Consider the following 22,400-nt stretch of genomic DNA (forward strand, 5'->3'; position numbering starts at 1 on the left):
TCAGGGGAACATCGGTGGAGAAATCATATCACAACGGCTGGGCAAAACAACCTGATAATCACCGCAGACTGTTGAACGACACCTGCTTTCCGTTAGCCACCCCCATCAACTCGGCCATCCGGGCCGTGGGGGACTCGTTGACCCGCTTTCCGTCATGGTAGAAAGTGACCAGTTGGAGCGATCCTTCCCGGGCCGCCTTCATCGCCACGTCATCGGGGGTAAAGGTGGTGCGGCCGAGGGATTTCTTGGTGGGCCAGTCGATGCCGCTGTAGCAGAGGTAGACCAGCTTGGAGCAGTAGACCCGCTCCTTCGATTCAACATCGAAGTTGAAGTCGTACGGTTTTCCCACCTGCCGCAGGGCCTGGATGATGGTCCGCGCCCGCTCCTCCCTGCCGCTGGCCGGCTTACGCAAAATACCGATGCTGTCGATATTGAGGAAGTGTTCCAGGCTGTTCATCTCCACACCGGAGCGGAGCGCCTCCACCACCAGCCTTCCTGCGCGGATCTCTTCGTGGTGACTTGCCACTAGCGGATTACCCCATATCCCCAGCTCCTTCAACTCTGCCTCCGTCCCGATCCAGACCGCCGCATGCCCCCAGTAGCCGGGGATGAGCTTGTCCGTCAACCGGAACGGCGTCTTTTCCAGCAGGATGTCACCCGCCCGGAGTGAACCCTTCACCTCCCCCAGGACGTCCTTCCGGCCGTAGAGCTTCCCCTTACGGGTCTCCACCAGGCCGACCGCGTTGCCGAAGACCATGCTGAAGAGACTCACCCCGTCCCGCTCGAAACCGGTCACGGTATCGCTGGTCACGGCGCCGAGGAAGCCGAGCTTGCGGCCCACGACGTAGAAAGGAGACCACTCCTTGACCATGGTGTAGGAAGGGCTCTGGGTTATGAGAACGTTCACGTAGGCCATCTCGGGGCTCTCGGTGACGATTCCCTGCTGTTTGCCCGCTTCCCGCTCGTAGAACTTGATCGCCTTGCGCACCCTGTTCCGGTTGAGGATGGAGTTGTAGTTGAGGGTCACCTTGGCAAGGGCCGCACTGTTCACCGCATACCCGGGGTCCCGTTCGTTGAGCAGCCGTCGCAGTTTGCCGTCCCCTTCGAAGAGGGAAACCGCCAGCAGGTAGTTGTCGTAGAGGACGAGGGCGGCGGAGAGGGAAAGCATCACCCCTTTGAAACGCGTCTCCGGGGTTATGCCGAGAGCGTCAAGATCCTTGTTCGAGGCGTCGAGCCAGCATTCATGAGATTCTGCCACGGCAATGAGCTCCTCGCGGAGCGCCAGGTGCTGGACGATACCCTGGTTGAGGAGATCCAGGTCGTCTCCCGACAGCGGCTTCCCCTGCTCCATCTTTTCCTTCACCCGCTTCCCCACCTTGATGGTCTCTGCCCGCAGGGCCAGGGCCTGTTCCGCCAGGTTCCGGAAGTCGATAATCTCCTTGCGCAGCGAGGCTTCGATGGCCGCCCGTTCAGTACCATGGGCGGTGACGAGGTGGCCGGGGCAACCTTCCGGCACCCCTTTCTTCGTCCCGGCCCGGACCAGTTCCCTGAGGGAACCGGATACGGCAACACTGGGCAGCGAGAGGGTGATGACGAGCAGGCAGGAGATGGAAGGGGCAAGAAATTTCATAATTGTCTCCGCAAGGAAATATCTACGAGGGACGGCCCCTGTGGCCGCCCTGGGTGGCCCCTCCCTACCTCTTCGTGATGCCTTGGGCGTAATCCCTGATGAACTTCTTGAAATTCACCCAGATGTCATTGAATCCGAAGGACTGCATCTCCGTTTCCGCGTCCTGCAACGACCACCCCTCAACCTTCATCCGGTAAGCGGCGGCGACGATACCGGTCCGGTCCTGGCCGTGGCGACAGTGGATAAAGACCGGCTGGTTGGCCGGGTCGGCCATGAGCGCCACGACCCGATCCACCTTCTCCCTGAGACCATTACGGGACATTTCGATCGGCACGGAGATGGCCTTCATCCCCGCATCCTCCACCTGCCGTCGGTCGTTCTCGGTGGTGCGGAAGTCGATGACGGTCCTTATCCCCATCTTTTTCAGGGTCGCGTACCCCTCCGCCGCTGGCTGCGCTCCTCGGTAGATACCCGGCGCAACCCGCCCCACGTTAGAAAGCCCCGGCAAATTATAGATCCGTTCCGAGGTGTGAGCGTCCGTGGGGAGATGAACAACGGGTAATGACGTTGCAATGCCGTTTGTTGCAGGTCCAGCGTGGCTGATGGCTGCCGAAATTACGGCCAGGGTGATGCAGAGCATCCCGATAATGACCTTTGTCATGTCAATCCTCTACCCTACAGATTTCGATGAAATTCTGAATGGCCCGTGCTGTTTCGACCGGTGCATATTGCAGGATCAGATGCGGTCCCTCTATGGTGGCGACGGTAACATCGGGGCGAACTCGCTGTATCAGCGCAAGGCTTCGTCGTGTAACCAGCGCATCATCAGTTGCTGTGATGTAGAGCAGCGGAACCGGACATTTTCGCAGCTCATCGGTGCAGTCGAGCTCCAGGATGTACTTTGCACGGGCAGCCATGACTTCCGGGGAGACGGAACCGCGGATGGAGGCGAACAGCTCCTTGATATCGTCGGCACCATAAGCGCCAAACAGCACCTTCAGCTTAAGAGTCCACGGGACAAGCCGCACGGTAAGCGGACCTACCAGAAAACTCAACCACGATGCCATCCGCACCAGCGGGCTTTTCACGAAGGATGCACAGAGGATAACCCCTCTGATATCTCCGGGACAATCTGCGGCAGCCATCAATGCCAGGGGACCGGAAAACGATTCGCCCAGGATTACATAAGGCTCGCCCCGTGGAAGAGAGGCTCGTACCGCCGCAAGGAGTTCATCATATGCCATTACACGGTCTGGCGGGTAGCTGACAACGATGGGATGTACCCAATCCGGTAAACGCCTCAGCAATGGGCCAAAAAGTTTGCCGGTTCCATCCATGCCCGGAAGGAGGACCAGATAGGTTGCTTGAATAGAATTCCGCATCGTAGTTGCCGAATCCTGCCCTCTTTTAACGGTCGAGCGAGGGCTGATCAAATGCTGAGCTCCTTCGTCCGCGAATCTGTGCAAAGATACTGTGCTTTCCGCGCAAAAACAATTGCTTTTCCAACAATTGTTCATAAAACCCTCTTAATCCCCGTATCTCCCGCATTATCACGGGCGTGCGTTGCCGCTCATCTCCCGTTGCAGCCGCCACGCCATCCCGGCCAGCAGCGCCACACCGAGGGCAAGAATGCCCCAAAGAAGGAGCTTCTTCCAGGTGGTCGAGGGGATACGGATGCGGAAGGCCCCTTTCCCGCCAAGTTCCTGCCGGGGAGCGGCACGTGCCGGAGCCGGCCGCAGCTGGTCACGCTGGTCGGCCCGAAATCCCGCCAGGAGAGTATCGTCCCGCAGGGGAGAAAGGTCGTCCCGGCTGCTGCCGTAGGCGAGGAGATAGGGGGCGGAACCGCGGGCAACAAAAACGAGCCGGTGGGGAAGCCAACCGATCTCCACCTGGGGAAGTCCCGTACCGATACCGCCGCCGTCCTGCTCGATCCGCATGACCCAGTAGCGGTCGGTGGTGACGGGAAGGGTCGCGGCGGGACTGACCAGCTCTGTGCCCCCCTGGTGCAGCTGATAAAGGGGTGTACTGTGACGCAGGACCCAGGAAGATTTGTCGTTCGGGCGTGAATAGAAGCGAGCCCGCACCATGGTGTTCGCCTCCGGGAAATGGACCCGGATCCGGTCCACCGGCAGCTGTCCGCCGGTGTCGAAGTGGTAGTCGCCGGCCCGGTCCTTGCCCGGAACGGTGGCCAGGGAGCGCCACTGCCGGTTCGGCTCGACGTTGGAGGTGGCCAGTCGGGCAGTCACTCCGGTGATGCGGGGAGTATCTTGTTCCGGCGCCAGGGTGAGCCGGAAATACTTTGACCGGATAGAGGGAAACTCCACCGTACGCTGCTCCAGGATTTCACTCCCCTGCCGAAGACTCGCCACGGTACCGGCGGCAAGGGGTTTCCAGTTCTGGAGGTCGTCACTGGTGCAAATCGTCACCGTACCGAGGTAATTGCGGGGCGGGGTTTCCCAGCTCAGCTCCATCCCCACCACCTGCTGTTCAAGCGAAGTGGCATCGACGATGTAGACGGCCGGCAGTTTGCCCCCCGTTGTTGACTGGTTGGTGTTCAGATTGATGATAGTACCGTTCCGGTCGGTCCTTGCCTGGAGCGCCATACCGCCTGCGGTGACGGCCTGCACCGCCGTCACCGGGAATAGCCGCAACTGGTAGGCAACAACCGGCAGTGGTGGCGGGACAGTAGCCGGGAGCAGGATGGCGGGAACCAGCTCCCCGTCGTTGTTGAAGACGCGAAGATCGGCCAGATTCGGTTGCCGCGACCAGAGATAGGCATCGGCCGGTACCGGCAACTCATGGAGGGGCTCTTTGTCGGCGACGGCCAGGGTCTGCCCATAGGCAAAATCCCGTGGGGCAGGTGAATCGGCCAGAACGGCCGTTGCCGTGGCGAGAAAGAGGATTGATCCGAGGACCAGGCATTTCATGCCGCACCCCCTTCATCGGTGCGCGGAGGGACCGGAGAGAACCAGCCGATGACCAGAAGAAGGATACCGACCACCACGAAGGAGACAATCCTCTCCACGGTGCCGCTGTTGGCCAGATCGACGAGGAAGAGTTTCCCCACCACCACGGCGAGAAGACCTGCTCCCGTGAGCCAGAGGCCGCGGAGGCTGCGACGGGTGGCCATTGTCATGACCACCAGCGCCAGGAGACACCAGAAGATGGAAAGGGCCGCTTGGACGAGCATTGAGTCGAAGAGTGCATGAGAAGTAAACGGTATCCCTCCCCAGTGATGGATGGTGCGGAGCAGGATGGCATTGAGCCAGATAAAGCCCGTGACGGCAAAGACTGCCCGCAATGGGCCATGAGGGAGTTCGGCAACGTCCAGTGTGCCGGCCTTCCGGTACCAGGCCGCCAATGTGATCATCACCAGGGCGGTGGCACAGTCAAGGGGGTTGAGGAGTGGCAGATAGGGGAGCGGCCAGGGATTCCCCGGATTGGTGAGGTTCACGCCGAGGCACCAGAGCCAGGCAAAGAGCACGAGAGGACCGGTGCCGAGGCCGAAATAGACACCATAATGCCGGGCCACCGGCCAGGCGATGGCTTCTCCCCGGCGAACGACCGTGAGCGCCAGCAGGGAAGGTATTACCCCCCAGACGATCAACGCCCAGGTCGTCATTCCCGGCAGCCGGAGGTCGATCTGCCAATGGAGTTCCCACGCGCCAAGACCAGCCAGAAGCCAGAGGGCGGCAGCATGGAAGCTGCCGAGGAGAGGATAACGCTCCTCCTGATCCCACAGGATGGAGTAGAGGACGACGAAGGCGAGGGGCCAGGCATAATATCCCCCCTCTCCTGCCGGATGCCCCATGCCGGTCAGCAGTTGCATCGCGGCAAAGATGACCATGGCCGGAAGGAGTCCCAGAGACGGGATGTCCAGAAGCTGCCAGGCAAGGCGGGGGCGGAGAAGCTGGCAGACACCGCAGGAAAGCGCAACAAAGGTGAGGAAACAGCCAAAGCGGACGCCGGCAAGCAGATGCCGGTCGATCTCGTGGAGACCGCTGCCGAACCACCAGACCATCCCCCAGGCAAACAGGAGCGTGCCGATACCGGCTTCCCACGGTTCGAGCCGGTAGCTCTGGCGGTACAGCAGGTATGCGGAAAAAAGGGAAGCACCGCTCACCATCAGGCAGCCTACGTAGAAACCGTTGAGCACCGGCCAGCTGCCGGTCGGGTTCCCTGCCTCGGCAACGAACGCAACGCCGGAGCCGATCAGAAGCAGATAACCGAAGCCACGTGCCAGCTGCCGATCCTGGCGTAACCCAGCCCAGACCAGTGCCGCCCCTTCCACCCCCCAGGCCGCGGCCGTCCATCTCCCGTCGAAAGCCAGGGGGATTGCCAGGGTGGCGAAGACGATGCCGAAGGCGAGGAAGGCGTCGCAGAAGGGGCGCATGGCATCGGGGTCCACGCGGAATAGGACGAGGGCAAGGCCCAAATAGAAGAGGCCGAGGGCGAAGGAGCTCCAGGCCAGGCCGAATTCATGGTTGTGCACCAGTCCGGCCTGGAGGGCGAAGGCGGCGATTGGGGTGCCGAACACCAGCGTGCCGTCCAGGTAGCCTTTGAATTCCGGTTGTTGATGCCGGGCGAAAAGGATCGCCACACCGGTGTAGATGAGGAAGAAGAGGATAAGGAACGGCTCTACCGTGGCAAAGTATTCCGGCCGGTAAAACCGTCCGCCCCACGCTGCGCTGACGATGAAAGTAAAGACGAAACCTAGCAGGTTGAGGCTGCGCCAGGCACGGTACCGGGCGATACCGATGATGCCGGCATTGAGTACCAGGTAGTAGCTGAAGAGCATGGCGGGGCTGCCGCTGCCGATGGAGGCCAGTTCGGGGGCGAGAAAACCGCCGGCGGTGCCGAGGATCGCCAGGGAGTGGGAATCCTGAAGAACCGCAAGCAGTGCTGCGAGGGAGCAGACCGTCACCAGGAAGGCGAAACCCGCCATGGTGGTGATGAGGTGGTAGAGGCGCATGGCGGCAAAGATAGTCAGGTAGAGGATGCCTATCCCGCCCCCCTGGATGACCTGGGCATAGCCGGCACGCCGGTCGCGCAGGCGCCAGCCGGTTCCGATGAGAGCACAGCCACCCAAGGCGGCACTTGCCAGCCGCAGCTCCAAAGGGAACATCCCGTGCTGCGCAGCGTATTTGACGAGGAACGAGACGCCAAAGAAGAGTATGACCACACCGGCCTTGACGAGCAGGTTCTCGCCGCTGAAAAAGCGGCCCAGGAGGTCGCCGGCAGGCGCCGACCTTGTTTCAGACCGAGGCGGAGGGGGCTCATCCACCGTCAGAAAAACGAAATCAGCCGGGGCCCCTTTCAGTTCGGTAGCCGAACCCTTCGAGGAAATGGTTTCACGGAAAGAAGGCTGCTGCACGCTTGTCGACGCATCCTGGTTCACGTCGGGGGCTGTTTCTCCAAGGGCCGTGCAGGATTGCACGTGTTCTGCCCCTTGCGGTGACGCTGCAGGGGAGAAGTCACTGGCTCCGGACTTTACGAGCTTTCGCAGCCGGGCTATATCCTTCTCAAGTTCTGCCAGTCGCTCCCCCATCTCACCCAACGCACCCAGCAGATAGCCAATCAAGGCGCCGCCGACCATACCTCCCCATTTTCCCAGAAACCCGCCGATAAGGGCACCGATGATTATATAAACCGGGTTCATACGTCCTCCATCTGTTGAGAGATTGTCTATTAGAACCAGCGCAGCGTGGCAGCCACGGCAAAGGAACGCAGGATCGGGTGACACCGGCTTTTCCTCAAGCAGAGGAGGGCAAAACTTTTCCGGGTTCGGCTGTCCAGAATGATGACCAGCGTGACGAGGAGCACCAACGGGACAACGGCAACGGCCAGTCTGAGAAAAAAGGTTTCCATGACTTCCTCCCTGCTGCGGTGTTGTACTTTTGGTAAACCACTAGGCAGGGAGTGTGCCAAGGCAAATATATCCGGATACTACGCCGATATTATGGGGTATTTTCTTGGTGAGAGTATCGTATCGCAGAATGCATCGCAGGGTTCATATGCATTTAATGTACAGTAAATGGACGTGGGGTGTCTATACTGCGGCAGGATAAGCATGTTGCAGGGGAGCGATCTTTTCCCTCGTCGGCCTTCCGTTCTACCAGAGTTTCGGCAGCAGAGAACCGGCTTCCTGGAAGGGACCAAGGGGATTTTTCGTATCCCTCTCCGCCTCGATCATCGGTTCGCCGCTCCAGAGTTTTTCGACGACGATGTCGTCAACGACGACAAACAGCACTCTGAATCTCCATCCTGTCTCCTTCGACTTTCTTCTGAAATTCAGGATATCGAGGAACAGATTCCCGTACCGCTTGCTCCTGATGTCCTTCGGCTCCAGCACATACCCCCGGCATCCGTTTTTTGCCTGCAGGCACTTTCGGAACCCTTCGGCCAGCTCTTCCTTCCCGATGGTCTGGGTAGCCTGTGCGATATCCACGTAGTTGAGGATCCGCACGTTTGGGGTCGAATAGATGTTGAACCCGATGTCCCGGAGCTGGATCACATTCGTACTGTTGGGAACGACCCGGTCGTAAGCGGCCTTGGCATCGTCGAAACTTTTCCAGGGGGACCGGGTCTCTTCCTTTCCGGAGGGGAGTAGCGATGCGCACCCGGAAACGATGCCGATGGCAACCAGGAAGGCACCGACTATCAGGACGTTCGATTTCATCCACTGCATCCTTTGTATGGGGGTTCAGGGGGGGCTCCTCCCTGCCTGCTACTGCATAACCAAGTCTAAATCCTTTAGCCATCAAGTCAAACAATCCCCGGACGAGTTCTCTATCCAGGTAGCACGCCGACCTGCCCCTTCCCCTGGCCAGATAGGGGCAGGTCAGCTGTTATATGCCTAGCGTTTCCTACGGATTTCCAGGGTGGTCATGAGCCCCTCGGGAGTAAAGGCAAGGCGGGCATCCACCTTCTCCAAGCTGTTGACCAACTGCAGGGTAGGCGAACGATCATCGCCGACGGCTGGCTGCCTGGGCCTGCCTAGGCTGCCATGGACGCTACAACTGGTGATGCCGGTGGAGGGGTCGACCAGGTAGCGGCCACCGGCAGGGCAATAGGGAGTGTAGCCACGTAGAGCACTAATTGAAGATTCCAACTGTTCCGGCGCCACTCCCAGATTCTTGAGCATGATTGCCTCCAGGGGAAGGTTCTTCCGGCAGGCATGGCGCAGTTCCTCCTGGTAACCGAGGGAAACCGGTTCCCCCAGTTCTTTGAATGCGGAGCGGTAGACGGAAAGCTGCATGCTCCCCTGCTGGGCAGAAGATTTACCCTTTATTGCCAACCCATCCATCAGGTCGGTTATGATGTCACGCCGGGAGGCAATCACCAGACGGTCATCCACCACAGCGGCATACAGGCGAAGCTTCACCACGAACAGGCTAAAGTTGGTCACGTAGAACGGTTTTCCTCGGTGGTTTTCCAGGGTGTAGGTCTCCACACCGAATTCGTCGTCATGGGACGACGGACCCAGGGCGCGGAAGAGCGAGGGAATCGACGCCTCCGCTTTGACCGGGTCCGTCACCTTTACGGTCAGGTAGGTGGGGAGATTGAGGGCCGACGCAAGGTAGCCAATGACCAGGGGTTCCAAAGAAGAGGTGCGACCCGCATCATGGCCGAGCATGCCGAACCCCTGTCCCCCCAGGGTGAAGAGCACCTGGCCGTCGCAGAGGTTGAGGGCCACGTCATCCCCCAGCCACCCGAGATCGAGGCCGTTGCGATCCCTCAGTGCGCGCACCAGTTCGGTTTTTCGGAGCCAATCGGGGGAGATGTGCCCCCGCAACGACATGACAGTGCGGGGCAGGAGGGCTGCTTCCGTGAGAGTCCCCTGGGTGCAGCCCGACAGGGCAACCAGCCCGTCGTACCAGGAATTTTCAATAAGCGGCAGAATGCAGGTCTGGATGCGGATGGTCTCCCCCAGTTTCACCCGGATGCCGATGGGATCGAAAAATTGGGTCCAGTAGCGGTTGTAGTTTTCAACGAACGCCTTGTATTCAGCGGCTTCCCGGGGGGTAATCCGCTCCAGGGGAATTTCCCCGACCGGCGTGAGATGGCCGGAACGGTTGTGGACCGAACAGCAAGGCTCCCCCTTCTTGTCGATAGCGTATTCACCGTGATCGGGGCAGTGTGGTGGATTCGGCCCCAGATAGCCGCCGGCGACAAGCTCCGCCATGGTCGGCTCGCGGCGCTGCTCGGCGCGAAACCAGAGGCGAGCGTTGGCCAGAAGGGTCATGTTACCGGCGCAGCGCATCCTGCGCGCCTCGCCTATCTTCCATCGGGGGGAGACCAGGGCGCGGATGTGGGGATCGGAGAGGTAGATGAAAATATCCTCTTCTCCTGCGTTCTGGGGGAAGATGGTCCGCATGTAACGGAAATCTTCGGCTTGGGCCAAGGGAGGAAGCCGCTTGTCTGCCACGGCGACGATCCGCGCCAGGGCTTCCTTGCTGGTGGCAACCGCCGCAACATTTCCCAGGAGCAGGGTGTAGGAGGATATGCGCCGGTCGGCGGAGACAACGGCAATTCCCCGGTGCCCATCGATGGTGAATTCGCTGCGCACAGCCCCCTGCCGGGCAGCCTCGCGGTAATTTTTCTCTATCTGTTTGCGGAAGCGATCCCTGTCTTTAAGGGAGAAGATCACGGTGAAGGCGGTCCCTTCCTTGAGAAACGGGTCGTTACCGGTAAAAGCCATGTCGCCGATCACCCGATCGCCGAACATGCGGGTCAACAGGCTGTTTTCCAGGCAGAGCTGGCGGGAGAGCTTCTCCCTGACCTTGAAGTCCCGGGCGCTCGTTTCCACCTGGCGCAACAGGTTCCCCCCCCACTCGTCCATCAGGTCAGCCAGCTCCAGCTGCTTGGTGATATCGGTGAAAAAGACCGCGTACTGATCGGCCGGAACATAGGCGGACAGGAGGGGCACGGTGGGGTTCTTCCCTTTCAGCATCTCCGGAAAAGGATGGGACTTCACTGACGGGCCGGCAAGGGTTGCAAGAGGGATATCCGCCGGCACTCCGGCGGTTGCCTTCTTAATGGCGTCCCGCTGGCTGGGGCTCTGGGGAGAATCGCCGAGAAGTTCCAACTGGAGGGATTCCTGGATGGCCGCCGCGCCGGTGAAGACGCTGTACAGGTCGGGGGGATCGCGACGGAAGCGTGTCGTGTCGCCGCCAGCAGCCGGGGAAAGGCCGTAACGGGGGGCAATCACGCGGTTCCAGTAGTGACTGAACGGATCGGTGTCCCCGGGGTCTGCCATCTGGAATCCGGCCTGCTGCTGTCGTGCCCAGGATTGCCGTACGTCGGGGCGGGATACGTCGCCCGTCGGAAGCTTGAACCTGAGAGAGGCAAGCGGTTTGAGCACCCCGCCGGCCGGCCGGGCAAGGATGGTCAGCCGGGCCGGGCCGGGCTTGCCAAAGCGGCCGGTGATGGTCATGGTCCGTCCGTGAGGAACGGCTGCCACCTCGCCTTCATCTTGATCTTCCCGGGCTTGGCCTGACGCTATTGCGTGTACCAGATACACATCCCCTTCTTCCACCCGCGGCACCAAGGAAAGAGGCCCGCTAGGTGCATTGTCTGGCAAGGGGAGCACCAGACGGAAATATCCCTCATTACCGGCCCGATGAATCTCCGGAGTTATTGCAGCAGTTGAGACACCGCCGGTGCCGACGGCGGCTACTGCTGCAAAGCAACCGATTAAAAGGGTGGCAACGGCAAAGGCTATGATCGTTCGGCGTGACATGGGAACTCCTTTCGTTCCGGCATAGTGTTACCCCTCGCCGGCCAAGGCGGTACGGCATGGGGAACGTCCTGTTTCGGACATGCGTGTCGTTGGGATTTAGCTCCCTCCCAGCGCCACCAGGGCGATCTCCCTGATCCCCATCAGGTCGAGCTTGCCGGTCCCGAGGATCGGCAGCTCTTCCACCTCCAGATAGCACTCCTTCCCCGGCTTCCAGAGATTGGGAAGCGGACTTTCCCCCATCAACTTGTGCAGGCGCTCGCTGTCCGTAACCCCTTTCGTGTAGAGCACCACCAGTCGTTCCCCCCTCTTCTCGTCCGGGATGGAGGTAACCGCAACCACTTGCTGCTGCCCCAGGCGGGCGTGCAGTTCGTCCTCCACCGCCCCGTGGGGGACCATCTCCCCGCCGATCTTGCTGAAGCGGGACAGCCGGTCGGTGATCCGGAGAAAGCCGTCCTGGTCCATGATGCCTATGTCGCCGGTGACGTACCAACCGTCCCGGACCACTTCGGCGGTCTTGTCTGGACGGTTCAGGTAGCCGAGCATGACGTTCGGCCCCTTGACGAGCACCAGCCCGGCCTCTCCCGAGGGGAGTGGCGCGCCGCTTTCCGGATCGACCATCTTGAGCGCCACCCCCGGGATCGGGTGCCCCACGCTCCCCTCCTTCACCCCCTTCTGCCGCACCCCGTCGATCTCCACGTCCGGCAGACTCAGGGTGATGACCGGCGACAACTCAGTGGCACCGTACCCTTCCATGGGGCGGATGCCGAACTTTTCCTGGAATGAGTCGGCCACCCTTGCCTTTAGCTTCTCGGCGCCGGTTATAACCAGGCGCAGGGTAGCGAAGTCCTCTTTCTTCGCCCGGCGGAGATAGGCGAGGAGGAAGGTGGGGGTGGCGATGAGGAGGGTAGAGCCATGTTCACGCACCACCCGCGCGATGGTCTCGCCGTCAAGGGGATTGGGGTGGTAAGCGGCGGAAAACCCGGAGACCAGCGGCAACCAGAGGGTGCCGGTAAACCCGAGGGAGTGGAAGAAGGGGAGCGCCGAGCAGATGTTGTCGCGAGGGGAGACCCGGAACACCATCCGGAGCGCTTCCAGGTTGGACTGGATGTTGTGGTGGGAGAGCATCACTCCCTTGGGATCACCGGTGCTGCCTGAGGAAAAGATGATGGTGGCGACGCTGTCGGCGGTAAAGGCTTCCGTGCTGACCAGGGCTTTGCACGGCAGGAAGCGGGCCTTGAGCCAGGCTACCCGCTTCTGACCAGGAGTAATATCTCTAATGATATCTTCCAGGAATACCATCCCCTCCAGCACAGGGAGGGAACCGAGCTTTTCCAGGAAGGCCCGGGAGGTGACGATAGTCCGGATGCCGCACTGTTCCACTGCCGAACGGATACCCTCGGGAGATGCGGTGTAGTTGAGATTGACCGGCACCCTCCCCCCCATGGTGATGGCAATGTTCGCCAGCGCTCCCCCCGCCGAGGGGGGAAGGAGGAGGCCGACCTTCTCCTGGCCGGCGATGAGATCGTCCAGCTTCCCGGCCATGAGGACCGCACCGGTCAGCGCCTCGCCATAGCTGAGAACCTTCCCCCCCGTATCGGAGACGGCGTGCCGGCTCCAGTTCCCCCGTGCCGATTCCACGAACAGTTCTGCGAGGGAGCGGCGCCGCGACTTGCGCGACTCGAACCAGGCACAGGAAAGCTCCATGACCGCTTGCCGGACGTCCGTCGCCATGCTCTCCGTCGGCAGCGGCTTGCCGAAGATGATGGTCATCCGGTAGGGAAAGAGGGTTGGCCAGCGAGAAAGGAGCCGGCCATGGGCGTAGGAGAGGATGCTCCCCCAAGCACCGCCGATATAGACCGGGATGATCGGATAGTCGCTCCCCTTGACGATTCGCTCGAAGCCCCCCTTGAACTCGCCGAGCATGCCGCTCCGGGTGATCGCCCCCTCGGCGAAGATGCAGACCAGATACCCTTCGTCCAGTGCCGCGCGGGCGGTGGCGATGAATTCCACCAGCCCTTTGCGGCCGTCTTTCGACGAAACCGGGATGACCCGCATCAGCCGGAAGAGCTGTTTCAACACCGGCGTCTCGTAGATGTGCCGGTCCATGACGAACCTGATACGCCGCTGCTGGGTGGCGATGAGAAGGAGAGCATCCAGCCAGGAGACGTGGTTGGCAACCAGCAGTGCTGCCCCTTCACTTGGCACGAAGCGGTCGTCCATGACCTTGATCCGGTAACAGACCCGCATCACCATGAGGGCGACGAAGCGAAGGAGGAAATCGGGGAGCACCCGGAGGGTGATAAGGGAGAGGACCAGGGTGATGCAGGCAAGCACCGTGAAGCAGCCTCCGGCGGAGACGCCGAGAGGACCGGAGAGACACCAGAGGAGCCCCGAAGCGAGGAGCACCCCGACCCAGCTGAGGAAGCTGGAGGCGGCCAGGATTTCGCCTCGCCGGTCCGCGGGGCTGCGGAGCTGAATGAAGGCCTGGAGCGGAACGATGAAAAGCCCGGCGGACACACCGAACAGGAAGACCAGAACGAGCACGGCCGGAAGGTTGGCAGGGGCAGCGTGGAGGGCGAACGCGCTGAGGGTGAGGCCAACCGCGCCGATGGGGACCACGCCGAATTCGACGGTCCGTCCCGACAGGCGGCCGGCGAGGAGCGATCCGAGGCCGATGCCGAATGCGGCGGCGAGAAACAGGTAGCCGCTCTCCTCCTGACTGAGGCCGAGGCGGGCGATGCCGTAGGGGAGAAGATTCAACTGGCAGAAGGCGCCGACAAAGAGGAAGTAGGCCGCCCCCAGCACCGTGAGGAGAAGATAACCGTCACCGCGCAGGTCCCGGAGTGTACGAAAATAGCTGGTCGGCATGACCGTCAGCCGCCGACCGGGAGCGGCTGTGGCGGTGGTAGGCAGGGAAAGGGCGAGCAGCAAACCGGCTACCCCAACCACAATCCCGGCCAGGGAGGCCAGGCCGTGCCGGCCGCCGCACGCCTGAACGAGGAAGGGAGCCAGAGCGGTACCGCCGATGATTGCCATGAAGGAGAACATCTCCAGACGACTGTTGGCCCGGGAGAGCTCCTCCCGCTCCACGAGCTCGGGAACGATGCCGTACTTGGCCGGCGCCAGCAGGGCGCTGTGGGTGCCGAGGAGAAAGACCGCAAGGTAGAGCAGAGCGGGAACAGCGAGAAACAGTCCGACTCCAGCCAGCAGGGCGATGCCGACCTCAAGCAGCTTGACGCCGACGATGACCCGCTGTTTCGGGTAGCGGTCGGCCAAGGAGCCGGCCAGGGCGGAGAAGACGAGAAAGGGAGCGACGAAGGCGGCACTGCCGATGGCAGCGATGGTACCGGCTGCCGCCGGCCCCTGCCGACCGACCAGGAAAAAGACGATGATCAGCTTGATCAGGTTGTCATTCATAGCCCCCAGGGCCTGGGTAAGGTTCAGGCGGTTGAAGATGCCGGGAGAAATGGTGGTGGTCGGGACGGATGTGTTCATGGATTCACTCCTGTCGAAAGGCTATCGGACACAGAAACGGCGGATAACACCAATCAGAGCAAAGGACTCCTGGTTTCAAAATCCGCAGTGCTCCGCAATTTAAGATCCGATCCGTGCTTCATTCTGTTTTGTTTGTGCCTCTCCCTGGAGGAGTGGCCTCAATAGTCTCGCCGTATTGCCGAATATATCCGCCGGCACCCCTAACGCCTCTTTGAGAAGCACGTCCCGGTCCCAAGGGTTTTTCTCCGCAAGAATTCTGGCCAGGGTGCGGGGCGGCAGGCAACAGGCATGGAACCAGGGGGAGGTTATACCGGTGGTGAGGAGTGGCATATCGGTACCGTAGAGGAGCCGCCCGTGCAGTTCCCGGTGCTTCAGCAGCCGGGAGAGATGCCCGAGCCGGTTCACCTGGGTCAGGGCGGAGATGTCGGCGTAAAGGGTGGGAAACTGTGCGCAGAGGCGAAGAAAGCGCTCGTGGTTCGGCTCCCCCCCGTTCCTGCCGTTGCTCGCAGCATGGGCGGCTATGACCGTCACCCCTTCCTGGAGTGGACAACGGAGGCGTTCCGGGTCTCCCAGCTCGTCCCGTGAACGGGTAAAGGAGCTCTCTTCTCCGGTGTGGGTCAGGAGCGGCAGCCCCAGCTCCCGAAGCCGGCGATAGAACGGGATGATCCGCCGGTCGGCCGGGTCGATGTGCTGGATGGAGGGAAGCCACTTGACGAGCACCGCACCGTCGGCATGGGCCCGTTCCAAGCGCTCCAGGGCATCACCCCGGTGGGGGTTGATGCTCGCCCCGAAGAGGAGGTTGGGATAGCGGCGCACCTCGGCGGCGATGAACTCATTGGGGATGTAGATCTCGGTCTGCGCCCGGTCCAGCTCTCCCCGTTCATCCGTCACGCCGTCCATGGCCAGGACCACGGCGGCTCTGACGCGACGCGACGCGGCCAGGGTCCGGGATAGGCGGTGCAGTATCAGGCCATCCCCCTCGCGGAGCAGTTCCGCCTCGGTTACGCCGAAGGCCCTGAGGTAGATGCGGTATTTCCAACTCCGCTGCAGGGGGGGAGAGACGAAACAGCCGCTGTCGCCGGCGCCGATGCCGGCGGTGTGGCAATGCAAGTCGATGATGGGGACGTCGGTCATGGGTTCCAGCTCCTCGAATGCTCCCCCGTCGGGGAGGGAGTTTCCATGGCGATCGTAATACAGGGATCGTGCCAGGAGCGCTGAGTCTGCCTATCATACCGATAGCGCTGGATAAATACAGCAGTAAATGGATATCCATGAAAAATTTCTTCGGGGATGTCTTGACACTGGATGAAAGGGTCATGTACATTTTGTGCATGAAAACGACATTGAAACTTTCTGCTGCGGATCGTGAGTTTTTCGCCACGGTGGCCCGGGCCGCCTTCACCAACCCCTTCAGCCAGGAACGGGTGGAGTTCGACCGGCAGATCGCCGGGGCGGCCCAGGCCGTTTCCCGGGACGAGCTGGTTATCAGAACCATCTCCCGGGTCGAGGAACGGGTGCGCAGCCTCATGACGGCAGGGAAAACCGACCTGCGCCGCTACAGGGGGGAGGACCGGGAGATCGTCCGGACGGTGGTTCTGTTCGACGTCTACCACCGCTTCCGCTTCGAATTCGACGCCTTCATCCTGCGCCAGATCGAGGCGGGGGACACTCCCTGCCAGGTCCCCTTTGCCCGGGACATCTTCGCCAGCCTTGTCGCCCAAGGGATCGACAACGACGAAGCCCGGCGCTACTTCGCCATCTTCTACCAGATCCGCCGCGCCTTCTATTTCATCGAAAACAGTCTCACTGGCCTCGCCCCCTCCATGGACACTCTCCGGCTGCACCTCTGGAACAATGTCTTCACCTCCGACATCAACTGGTACGAGAACCATCTCTGGAACCGGATGGAGGATTTCTCCACCCTGCTGCTCGGCGAGACCGGGACCGGCAAGGGAGCGGCAGCGGCAGCCATCGGCCGTTCGGGCTTCATCCCCTTCGACGAGCGGAAGGGGTGCTTCAGTGAGAGTTTCACCCGCAACTTCATCTCCCTTAACCTCTCCCAGTATCCGGAATCGCTCCTGGAATCGGAACTCTTCGGCCACAGGAAAGGGGCCTTTACCGGCGCCATTGAAAACCACGAAGGGATATTCGCCCGCTGTACCCCCCATGGCTCCATATTTCTCGATGAGATCGGCGACGTCTCCATCCAGGTACAGATCAAGCTTCTCCAAATTCTCCAGGAACGGACCTTCTCGCCGGTCGGCGGTCACGACCGGCTCCGCTTCCATGGCCGGGTCATTGCCGCCACCAACAGGCCCCTGGACGAAATGCGGCAACAGGGGCAGTTCCGCGATGATTTCTACTACCGGCTCTGCTCCGATATCATCACCGTGCCAGCGCTGCGCCAGCGGCTCCAGGAGGAGCCACGGGAGTTGGAGGTCCTGGTGACCGGCATTTTAACGCGTATGATTGGTCCGGAAGGGAAGTCCATGGTGGGATTGGTCTGCGAGAGCATACAGAGGGATCTGGGGCCTCGTTACCCCTGGGGGGGGAATGTCCGGGAACTGGAGCAGGCGATCCGACGCATCATCCTCACCCGCCACTACGCCGGGGACAGCCGAGCCATATCTGGTGGACTGCACGAACAGCTGGTTGCCGGCATCGAAGCGGGAACCACGGATGCCCAGACATTATTGGCAGGATACTGCTCTCTCCTTTACCGCCGACACGGCACCTACGAAGAGGTCGCACGCCGGACCGGCCTCGACAGGCGAACGGTGAAGAAGTATATCCAGTGGAATGAAGCGACCTGCGACGGCCCGTAACAAGGAGCGTTTTCTATCCGGCATGCTCCGTTCGCACCTGCTCACCCTCACGTGCGGCCGGCAACGAGACGAAAAAGGTACTCCCCTCCCCAAGGGTGCTTTCCACCCAGACCCTTCCGCCGCACCCGCTCACGATCTCCTTCACCAGCGCAAGACCCAGGCCGGTCCCGCTGAAAACCCGCCGGTCGCTGCTGTCCACCTGGTAAAAGCGGTCGAATATCTTATCCAGGACTTCCGGTGGCATTCCGACACCCTCATCCCGTACCCAAATGGTAACGCTTTCAGCTCCGTTCCGCTGCGCACCAAGAATGACGTCCCCACCCTTGGGAGAATATTTGACGGCATTGGAGAGGAGATTGACCAGCACCCGGTGCATGTACCCCGCACTTATGGGGACTGGGGACAGATCGGGAGAAATCTGTTTAAGTATCCGATGCCGGCTGTCCCGTTTCGCGAAGAGGGCAGCCGCCTCCTCCAGTAGCGGTCCCAGTGCCAAGGGCGTCATCCCGTCAAGGGGCACGATGGCCTTCAGATTCTTGAGGTCGAGCAGGTTGGTGAGCAGTTCATCCAGGCGCATGTTCTCGCTCTGGATGATTCCGAGATACTGGCGCAGTTCGGCTTCGTCCACGCTGTTTTCCAGGAGAAACTCCGTGTATCCGCGCATGGCGGTGAGTGGCGACCGTATCTCGTGGCTGACGATGGAGAGCAGCTCGTCCTTCATGCGCACCATCTCTTTCAGGTCGGTTATATCGGACGTGACCGCGATATGGACCCGCCTGCCATCGACCCAGGCAATCTCTTTCCGCACACACTGATACCATCTGCCGGTGAGGGTGTTCTTATAGGCAAACGTCTGCTGGGTACCCGGTTCTTCCCCCGCCGGGAACACGCAGGGGGAGGGTGCACCGCAATGAATCACGTCATGACACGGTTTTCCCTGCCAGCCGGCCCCGAAGATGGCGGTCCCATATTTGTTGAGGGCGATGAGTTTACCTGTCGCCGCGTCGACGACATAGACAATGACGCTCAGTTCGTCAAATATGGTGGAAATCTGGACGAACTGGGCATGGAAGGCATCCTCCGCCCGTTTGCGTTCGGTGATGTCCTCCACGAACCCCTCAAGGAAGGCGACGTCGCCTTTGTAGCCGCGCACGACGCGGATGTGCAGGTTGGCAATGAAGAGTGAACCGTCACTGCGGCGATAGTCGACCTCGCCCCGGACGAAGCCGTCCGACGCCAGCGCCCTGCCGATGAGGTCGCTGCGTTGCTCGGGTCTGACAAATATCTGTCCTGGGATATCCTTAACGGCCGCAATTATTTCTTCCGGTGAGTCATAGGCGTATAACTGTGCAAGGGTAGAATTCACGTACAGGAACCGCCCCTCCACCGTGGACTGGAAAATACCGATGGGAGCATACTCGAAGATGTTCCGGTATTTTTCCTCCGACGCGCGCAACGCCTCCTCTGCCCGCCGACGGCCGGAAATGTCGCGGGCCGTCACCAGGATCCGATCCTGCCCGCCTATACGTGCTCTCCGCATGTTCACTTCAATCCAGAAAAGGCGTCCATTACGGTCCTTGCTATGCCACTCAAACTGTTGCGGATCACCCTGGGCGGCTTTTCTCATCCACTCTATCGCTTCTTTCCGGGTATAGGGAGGCACACCGGAACTCAAGGCTTCGACACCAATGCTGCAGGCCTCCTGCCTCGAATAGCCGGACATTTCACACATGCGCCGGTTCACGTCGAGAATGTCGCCGGTCTCCAGGTCGTGGATGAAAATGGCATCGTTGACCGAATCGAAGATCGCCTGGAAACGCTCTTCGCTAAGCTGCAACTCTTCAGCCCGCCGGTTGCTCAGGGCGATTTCCCTGACCAGCTCGGCAGTCTTGCCGGCAACGACCCTGCGCAAGGTAAAGGTCCAGATCGCCAACAGCACGACGAGTCCCACCGCGGCGGCTGCCGCTGCAACCAGGTACTTCGGGTATGTCGTCCCGAACGGCGGGGTCCCGTACCACTTTTGTTCAATGGACTTCAGCTCTGTCGGCGAAATGCGGGCAAATCCCTGTTCAACCATCTTCAGCAGGGCTGTGTTCCCCTTTTTCACGGCCCGGTGGAACTTGCCGGAATAAAGGGGAGGAGATTGTCTGAACTGGTCGTAGATGCCTTTTTTGTAGAGATAATAGAGCGCTGGCGGCCTGTCGACGGCAAACACCACCACCTTCTGATCTCGGGCCGCGTCAATAATGGCTTCGTAACTATTGAACTCGACAAGCTGGCTGACGCCCTGCTGCTTCAGGACGTCGATGACGGCATCGCCCGTCTTGACGGCGACCGCAAATCCCCTGAGCGATGTGGCGTTGTTGATGCCGGAGATATTTCTGTGAAAAAAGACCGGGACGTCGATGGTGTAGTATGGCGGGGAAAAATCGTAGATTCTGGACCGGCGTTCCGTGAAGAAGATGGTATCGATGACGTCGAACTCACCCGCCTCCATCCGGCGCCGGGCCTCATCCCAGTCATAGCCGTGGATCTCGGCCCTGATGCCGGTTTTCTGTTCCCAGAGTCTCCATTGATCGATCAGGATCCCCTGGAGATGTCCCTCGCTGTCCTTGAACGCGAACGGAGGGTAATTGTTGTCCATCACCACCTTGATGACGGGGGGAGGAGTCAGCGGCGGCGGAGGTCCGGCAAGACAGACCGAGCCCACAGCCAGCATCAGCCAGACAAGAACGGACAAACCTGGCAGTCTTGCATTTCCTGCACGCATCACCGGGCTCCGGGACGAAAAAAAGCCGCACAATCATCATCTGCTGACAGGTGCGGCCTTATTCTCCTTTGATGGTTCTGATTCGCAATGTAGCCGCGCTACATTGTCGTAGCAATAGTACTGTCAAATCAGGCTTCGTCAAGTACGCCCGCCGGTCACATTGCCCTTGTCCCGGTGTTGTAAACGGCACCAGCTCCCTGAGCAAAACGCGGCGGTTATCCCCGCTTCAGTTCGTAAGGCCACATCATGATGCCGCCATCCAGGAAGCGTGTCTTGTCGAAGCCTGCTCCATCCAGTATTTTCTGTGCTTCATAGCCGCGAAGACTGATTTTGCAGAAGGTAACGATCTCCTTGTCCCGGGGGAGGGAGTCCAGTTTTTCACGCAGCATCCCCAGCGGAATGAGTTTCGCTCCCTCGATCCCCACCTCGGCATGTTCAGCGGGAGAACGGACATCAAGGAGGATAAAGTCGTCCCCCTCATCGAGTTTGCGCTTGACCTCCCGGGCAGAGATGCCCCGGGCATGGCCGGCAAGCTTGTTCTTGAGAATATCGGCGGCGACGAGAAGATTGTCCATGGCCGCCGAATAGGGGGGGGCATAAGCGAGATCGAGCTGGGAGAGCTGGTCGGCCGTCGCCTTGAAGGTTATGGCAGCTGCCGCCGCATCGAGGCGCTTGTCCACTGCCCCCTCGCCGACCGCCTGGAGGCCGAGGATCCTGCCGGTCTTCCGGTCCGCAACAATCTTCAGCGCAATCGGTTTGGCCCCGGGGAAAAAGTGGGCTTTGTCGGGGGCCGGAGAAAGGACGGTCTCCACCTCATATCCGCAGGCCCTGGCCTCGGTTTCGGTCATGCCGGTCTTCCCGGCGTTGACGGCAAAGACCTTGAGGATAGAGGTCCCCAGAATTCCCGGAAAGGACGCTTCGCCACCTGCCGCATTGATGCCGGCCACCCTCCCCTGCTTGTTTGCCGTGCTTCCGAGGGGGACGAAAACCTTGGCGCCGGTGACCAGGTTAAGCGACTCGCAGCAATCGCCGCAGGCGAAGATGTAAGGATCGCTGGTCCGCATGCGGGAATCGACGGCAATTGCCCCGGTGGCACCTATCTCAAGCCCCGTCTCCCGCGCCAGGGTGGTATTCGGCCGCACACCGGGGGCAACCACGACGAGCTGCGCGGCGACCTCACCCTTATCGGCAACAACCCCCGCTACCCGCCCGGAGCCGACAAACCGGGTAACCCGGCAGGAGGTCATGACCTTGACCCCGTTCATCCGGAGATGCTTCTCCACCAGTGCGGCCATCTCGGCGTCCAGCACCCCCGGCAGCACCTGGTCACGCATCTCCATCACCGTCACCTCAAGCCCCTGCTGTCTGAGCGCCTCCGCCGTCTCCAGACCGATGAGCCCGGCCCCCACGATGCAGGCCTGCTTACCCGCAACGGCACTGGCCTTGAGCAATTCCGCATCCTCAATGGATTTCACCGTCAGGATCCCTTCAAGGTCGCTGTTGTCAAGGGGAGGAAAGAACGGAGTACTGCCGGTCGCAAGCACCAGCCGGTCGTAGCCGAGGGTGTATCTTCTCGCCGAGGCCGTCTCCAGAAGCTCCACCGTCCCGGCTTCGCGGTTGATGGCAACAGCCTCCGTGCCCGTAATGACCTTCACCCCCTTTACCTTGCCGAAAAAGGCCGCATCACGCACAACACCGACCGGCGTGGTCATCAACTCCTTCACGTCGGCCACGGTGTCGGACACGTAGTACGGGATGCCGCATGCCCCGTAGGAGATGAAGTTTCCCCGGTCTACGAGCGTAACTTCAGCGTGGGGATTGATCCGCTTCGCCTTGGAAGCGGCCTTCGCCCCCGCGGCGTTGGCACCGATAACAACAATGTGCATCTTCATGAATGGCCTCCTTGACTCTGAAATCCCTTGGGCAATGGTGATTCTA

13 protein-coding genes are annotated in these 22,400 nt (G+C 60.9%); 1 reads left to right on the forward strand and 12 read right to left on the reverse strand.

The features are described from left to right. Positions 1-58: 58 nt before the first annotated feature. The 10 genes from LDN04_RS02605 to LDN04_RS02650 all read right to left on the reverse strand — a co-directional run bounded on the left by LDN04_RS02605 (position 59) and on the right by LDN04_RS02650 (position 16,001). Complete coding sequence (locus LDN04_RS02605) at positions 59-1,630, reverse strand: YiiX/YebB-like N1pC/P60 family cysteine hydrolase (RefSeq protein WP_223906044.1); 1,572 nt, start codon at positions 1,628-1,630, stop codon at positions 59-61. A 64-nt stretch (positions 1,631-1,694) separates the two neighbouring features. After that, the gene (locus LDN04_RS02610) at positions 1,695-2,291 is read right to left on the reverse strand and encodes a tyrosine-protein phosphatase (protein WP_223906045.1); all 597 of its coding nucleotides are present in this window, start codon (positions 2,289-2,291) and stop codon (positions 1,695-1,697) included. Between the two features lies 1 nt (position 2,292). Next, positions 2,293-3,147: an alpha/beta hydrolase gene (locus tag LDN04_RS02615; protein ID WP_308464652.1), complete on the reverse strand. Its 855-nt coding sequence runs from the start codon at positions 3,145-3,147 to the stop codon at positions 2,293-2,295. A gap of 33 nt (positions 3,148-3,180) precedes the next feature. Continuing rightward, on the reverse strand, positions 3,181-4,557 hold the full coding sequence (locus tag LDN04_RS02620) for a DUF3999 domain-containing protein (protein ID WP_223906047.1): 1,377 nt from the start codon (positions 4,555-4,557) through the stop codon (positions 3,181-3,183). Continuing rightward, positions 4,554-7,289, reverse strand: a complete 2,736-nt coding sequence (locus tag LDN04_RS02625) for a DUF2339 domain-containing protein (RefSeq protein ID WP_223906049.1) — start codon at positions 7,287-7,289, stop codon at positions 4,554-4,556. Before LDN04_RS02625 ends, LDN04_RS02620 begins: the two co-directional genes overlap by 4 nt. Positions 7,290-7,318: 29 nt before the next feature. Then, on the reverse strand, positions 7,319-7,498 hold the full coding sequence (locus tag LDN04_RS02630) for a hypothetical protein (protein ID WP_223906050.1): 180 nt from the start codon (positions 7,496-7,498) through the stop codon (positions 7,319-7,321). A 244-nt stretch (positions 7,499-7,742) separates the two neighbouring features. Continuing rightward, positions 7,743-8,309, reverse strand: coding sequence for a hypothetical protein (locus LDN04_RS02635; RefSeq protein WP_223906052.1), 567 nt, complete (start codon positions 8,307-8,309; stop codon positions 7,743-7,745). Positions 8,310-8,486: 177 nt separating this feature from the next. After that, positions 8,487-11,372 (reverse strand): hypothetical protein, encoded by a 2,886-nt coding sequence (locus LDN04_RS02640; protein ID WP_223906054.1) that lies wholly within the window; start codon positions 11,370-11,372, stop codon positions 8,487-8,489. Positions 11,373-11,468: 96 nt separating this feature from the next. Then, positions 11,469-14,867 (reverse strand): acyl-[ACP]--phospholipid O-acyltransferase, encoded by a 3,399-nt coding sequence (locus tag LDN04_RS02645; protein ID WP_223906056.1) that lies wholly within the window; start codon positions 14,865-14,867, stop codon positions 11,469-11,471. A gap of 99 nt (positions 14,868-14,966) precedes the next feature. Continuing rightward, a complete protein-coding gene (locus tag LDN04_RS02650) occupies positions 14,967-16,001 on the reverse strand; it encodes an amidohydrolase family protein (RefSeq protein WP_223906058.1) in 1,035 nt (344 codons plus the stop codon). A 197-nt stretch (positions 16,002-16,198) separates the two neighbouring features. Between LDN04_RS02650 and LDN04_RS02655 the strand changes: the two genes are divergently transcribed. Then, positions 16,199-17,692, forward strand: coding sequence for a sigma 54-interacting transcriptional regulator (locus LDN04_RS02655; RefSeq protein WP_223906060.1), 1,494 nt, complete (start codon positions 16,199-16,201; stop codon positions 17,690-17,692). A gap of 13 nt (positions 17,693-17,705) precedes the next feature. Here the strand turns inward: LDN04_RS02655 and LDN04_RS02660 are convergent, their stop codons facing one another. Together LDN04_RS02660 and LDN04_RS02665 are read right to left on the reverse strand one after the other, a co-directional pair. After that, entirely contained in the window at positions 17,706-20,432 is a 2,727-nt protein-coding gene (locus LDN04_RS02660; protein WP_223906062.1) for a PAS domain S-box protein, read from the reverse strand. A gap of 245 nt (positions 20,433-20,677) precedes the next feature. Further along, positions 20,678-22,354: an FAD-dependent oxidoreductase gene (locus LDN04_RS02665; protein WP_223906064.1), complete on the reverse strand. Its 1,677-nt coding sequence runs from the start codon at positions 22,352-22,354 to the stop codon at positions 20,678-20,680. Positions 22,355-22,400: the final 46 nt, after the last annotated feature.

Source organism: Geobacter sp. AOG1 (assembly GCF_019972315.1).
Lineage (GTDB): Bacteria > Desulfobacterota > Desulfuromonadia > Geobacterales > Geobacteraceae > Geomobilimonas.

Coding starts and splice junctions, on each gene's coding strand:
- LDN04_RS02665 (WP_223906064.1), bottom strand. CDS start 22,354: ATGAAGATGCACATTGTTGTTATCGGTGCCAACGCCGCGGGGGCGAAG.
- LDN04_RS02655 (WP_223906060.1), top strand. CDS start 16,199: ATGAAAACGACATTGAAACTTTCTGCTGCGGATCGTGAGTTTTTCGCC.
- LDN04_RS02650 (WP_223906058.1), bottom strand. CDS start 16,001: ATGACCGACGTCCCCATCATCGACTTGCATTGCCACACCGCCGGCATC.
- LDN04_RS02610 (WP_223906045.1), bottom strand. CDS start 2,291: ATGACAAAGGTCATTATCGGGATGCTCTGCATCACCCTGGCCGTAATT.
- LDN04_RS02620 (WP_223906047.1), bottom strand. CDS start 4,557: ATGAAATGCCTGGTCCTCGGATCAATCCTCTTTCTCGCCACGGCAACG.
- LDN04_RS02635 (WP_223906052.1), bottom strand. CDS start 8,309: ATGAAATCGAACGTCCTGATAGTCGGTGCCTTCCTGGTTGCCATCGGC.
- LDN04_RS02630 (WP_223906050.1), bottom strand. CDS start 7,498: ATGGAAACCTTTTTTCTCAGACTGGCCGTTGCCGTTGTCCCGTTGGTG.
- LDN04_RS02615 (WP_308464652.1), bottom strand. CDS start 3,147: ATGAACAATTGTTGGAAAAGCAATTGTTTTTGCGCGGAAAGCACAGTA.
- LDN04_RS02645 (WP_223906056.1), bottom strand. CDS start 14,867: ATGAACACATCCGTCCCGACCACCACCATTTCTCCCGGCATCTTCAAC.
- LDN04_RS02640 (WP_223906054.1), bottom strand. CDS start 11,372: ATGTCACGCCGAACGATCATAGCCTTTGCCGTTGCCACCCTTTTAATC.
- LDN04_RS02605 (WP_223906044.1), bottom strand. CDS start 1,630: ATGAAATTTCTTGCCCCTTCCATCTCCTGCCTGCTCGTCATCACCCTC.
- LDN04_RS02625 (WP_223906049.1), bottom strand. CDS start 7,289: ATGAACCCGGTTTATATAATCATCGGTGCCCTTATCGGCGGGTTTCTG.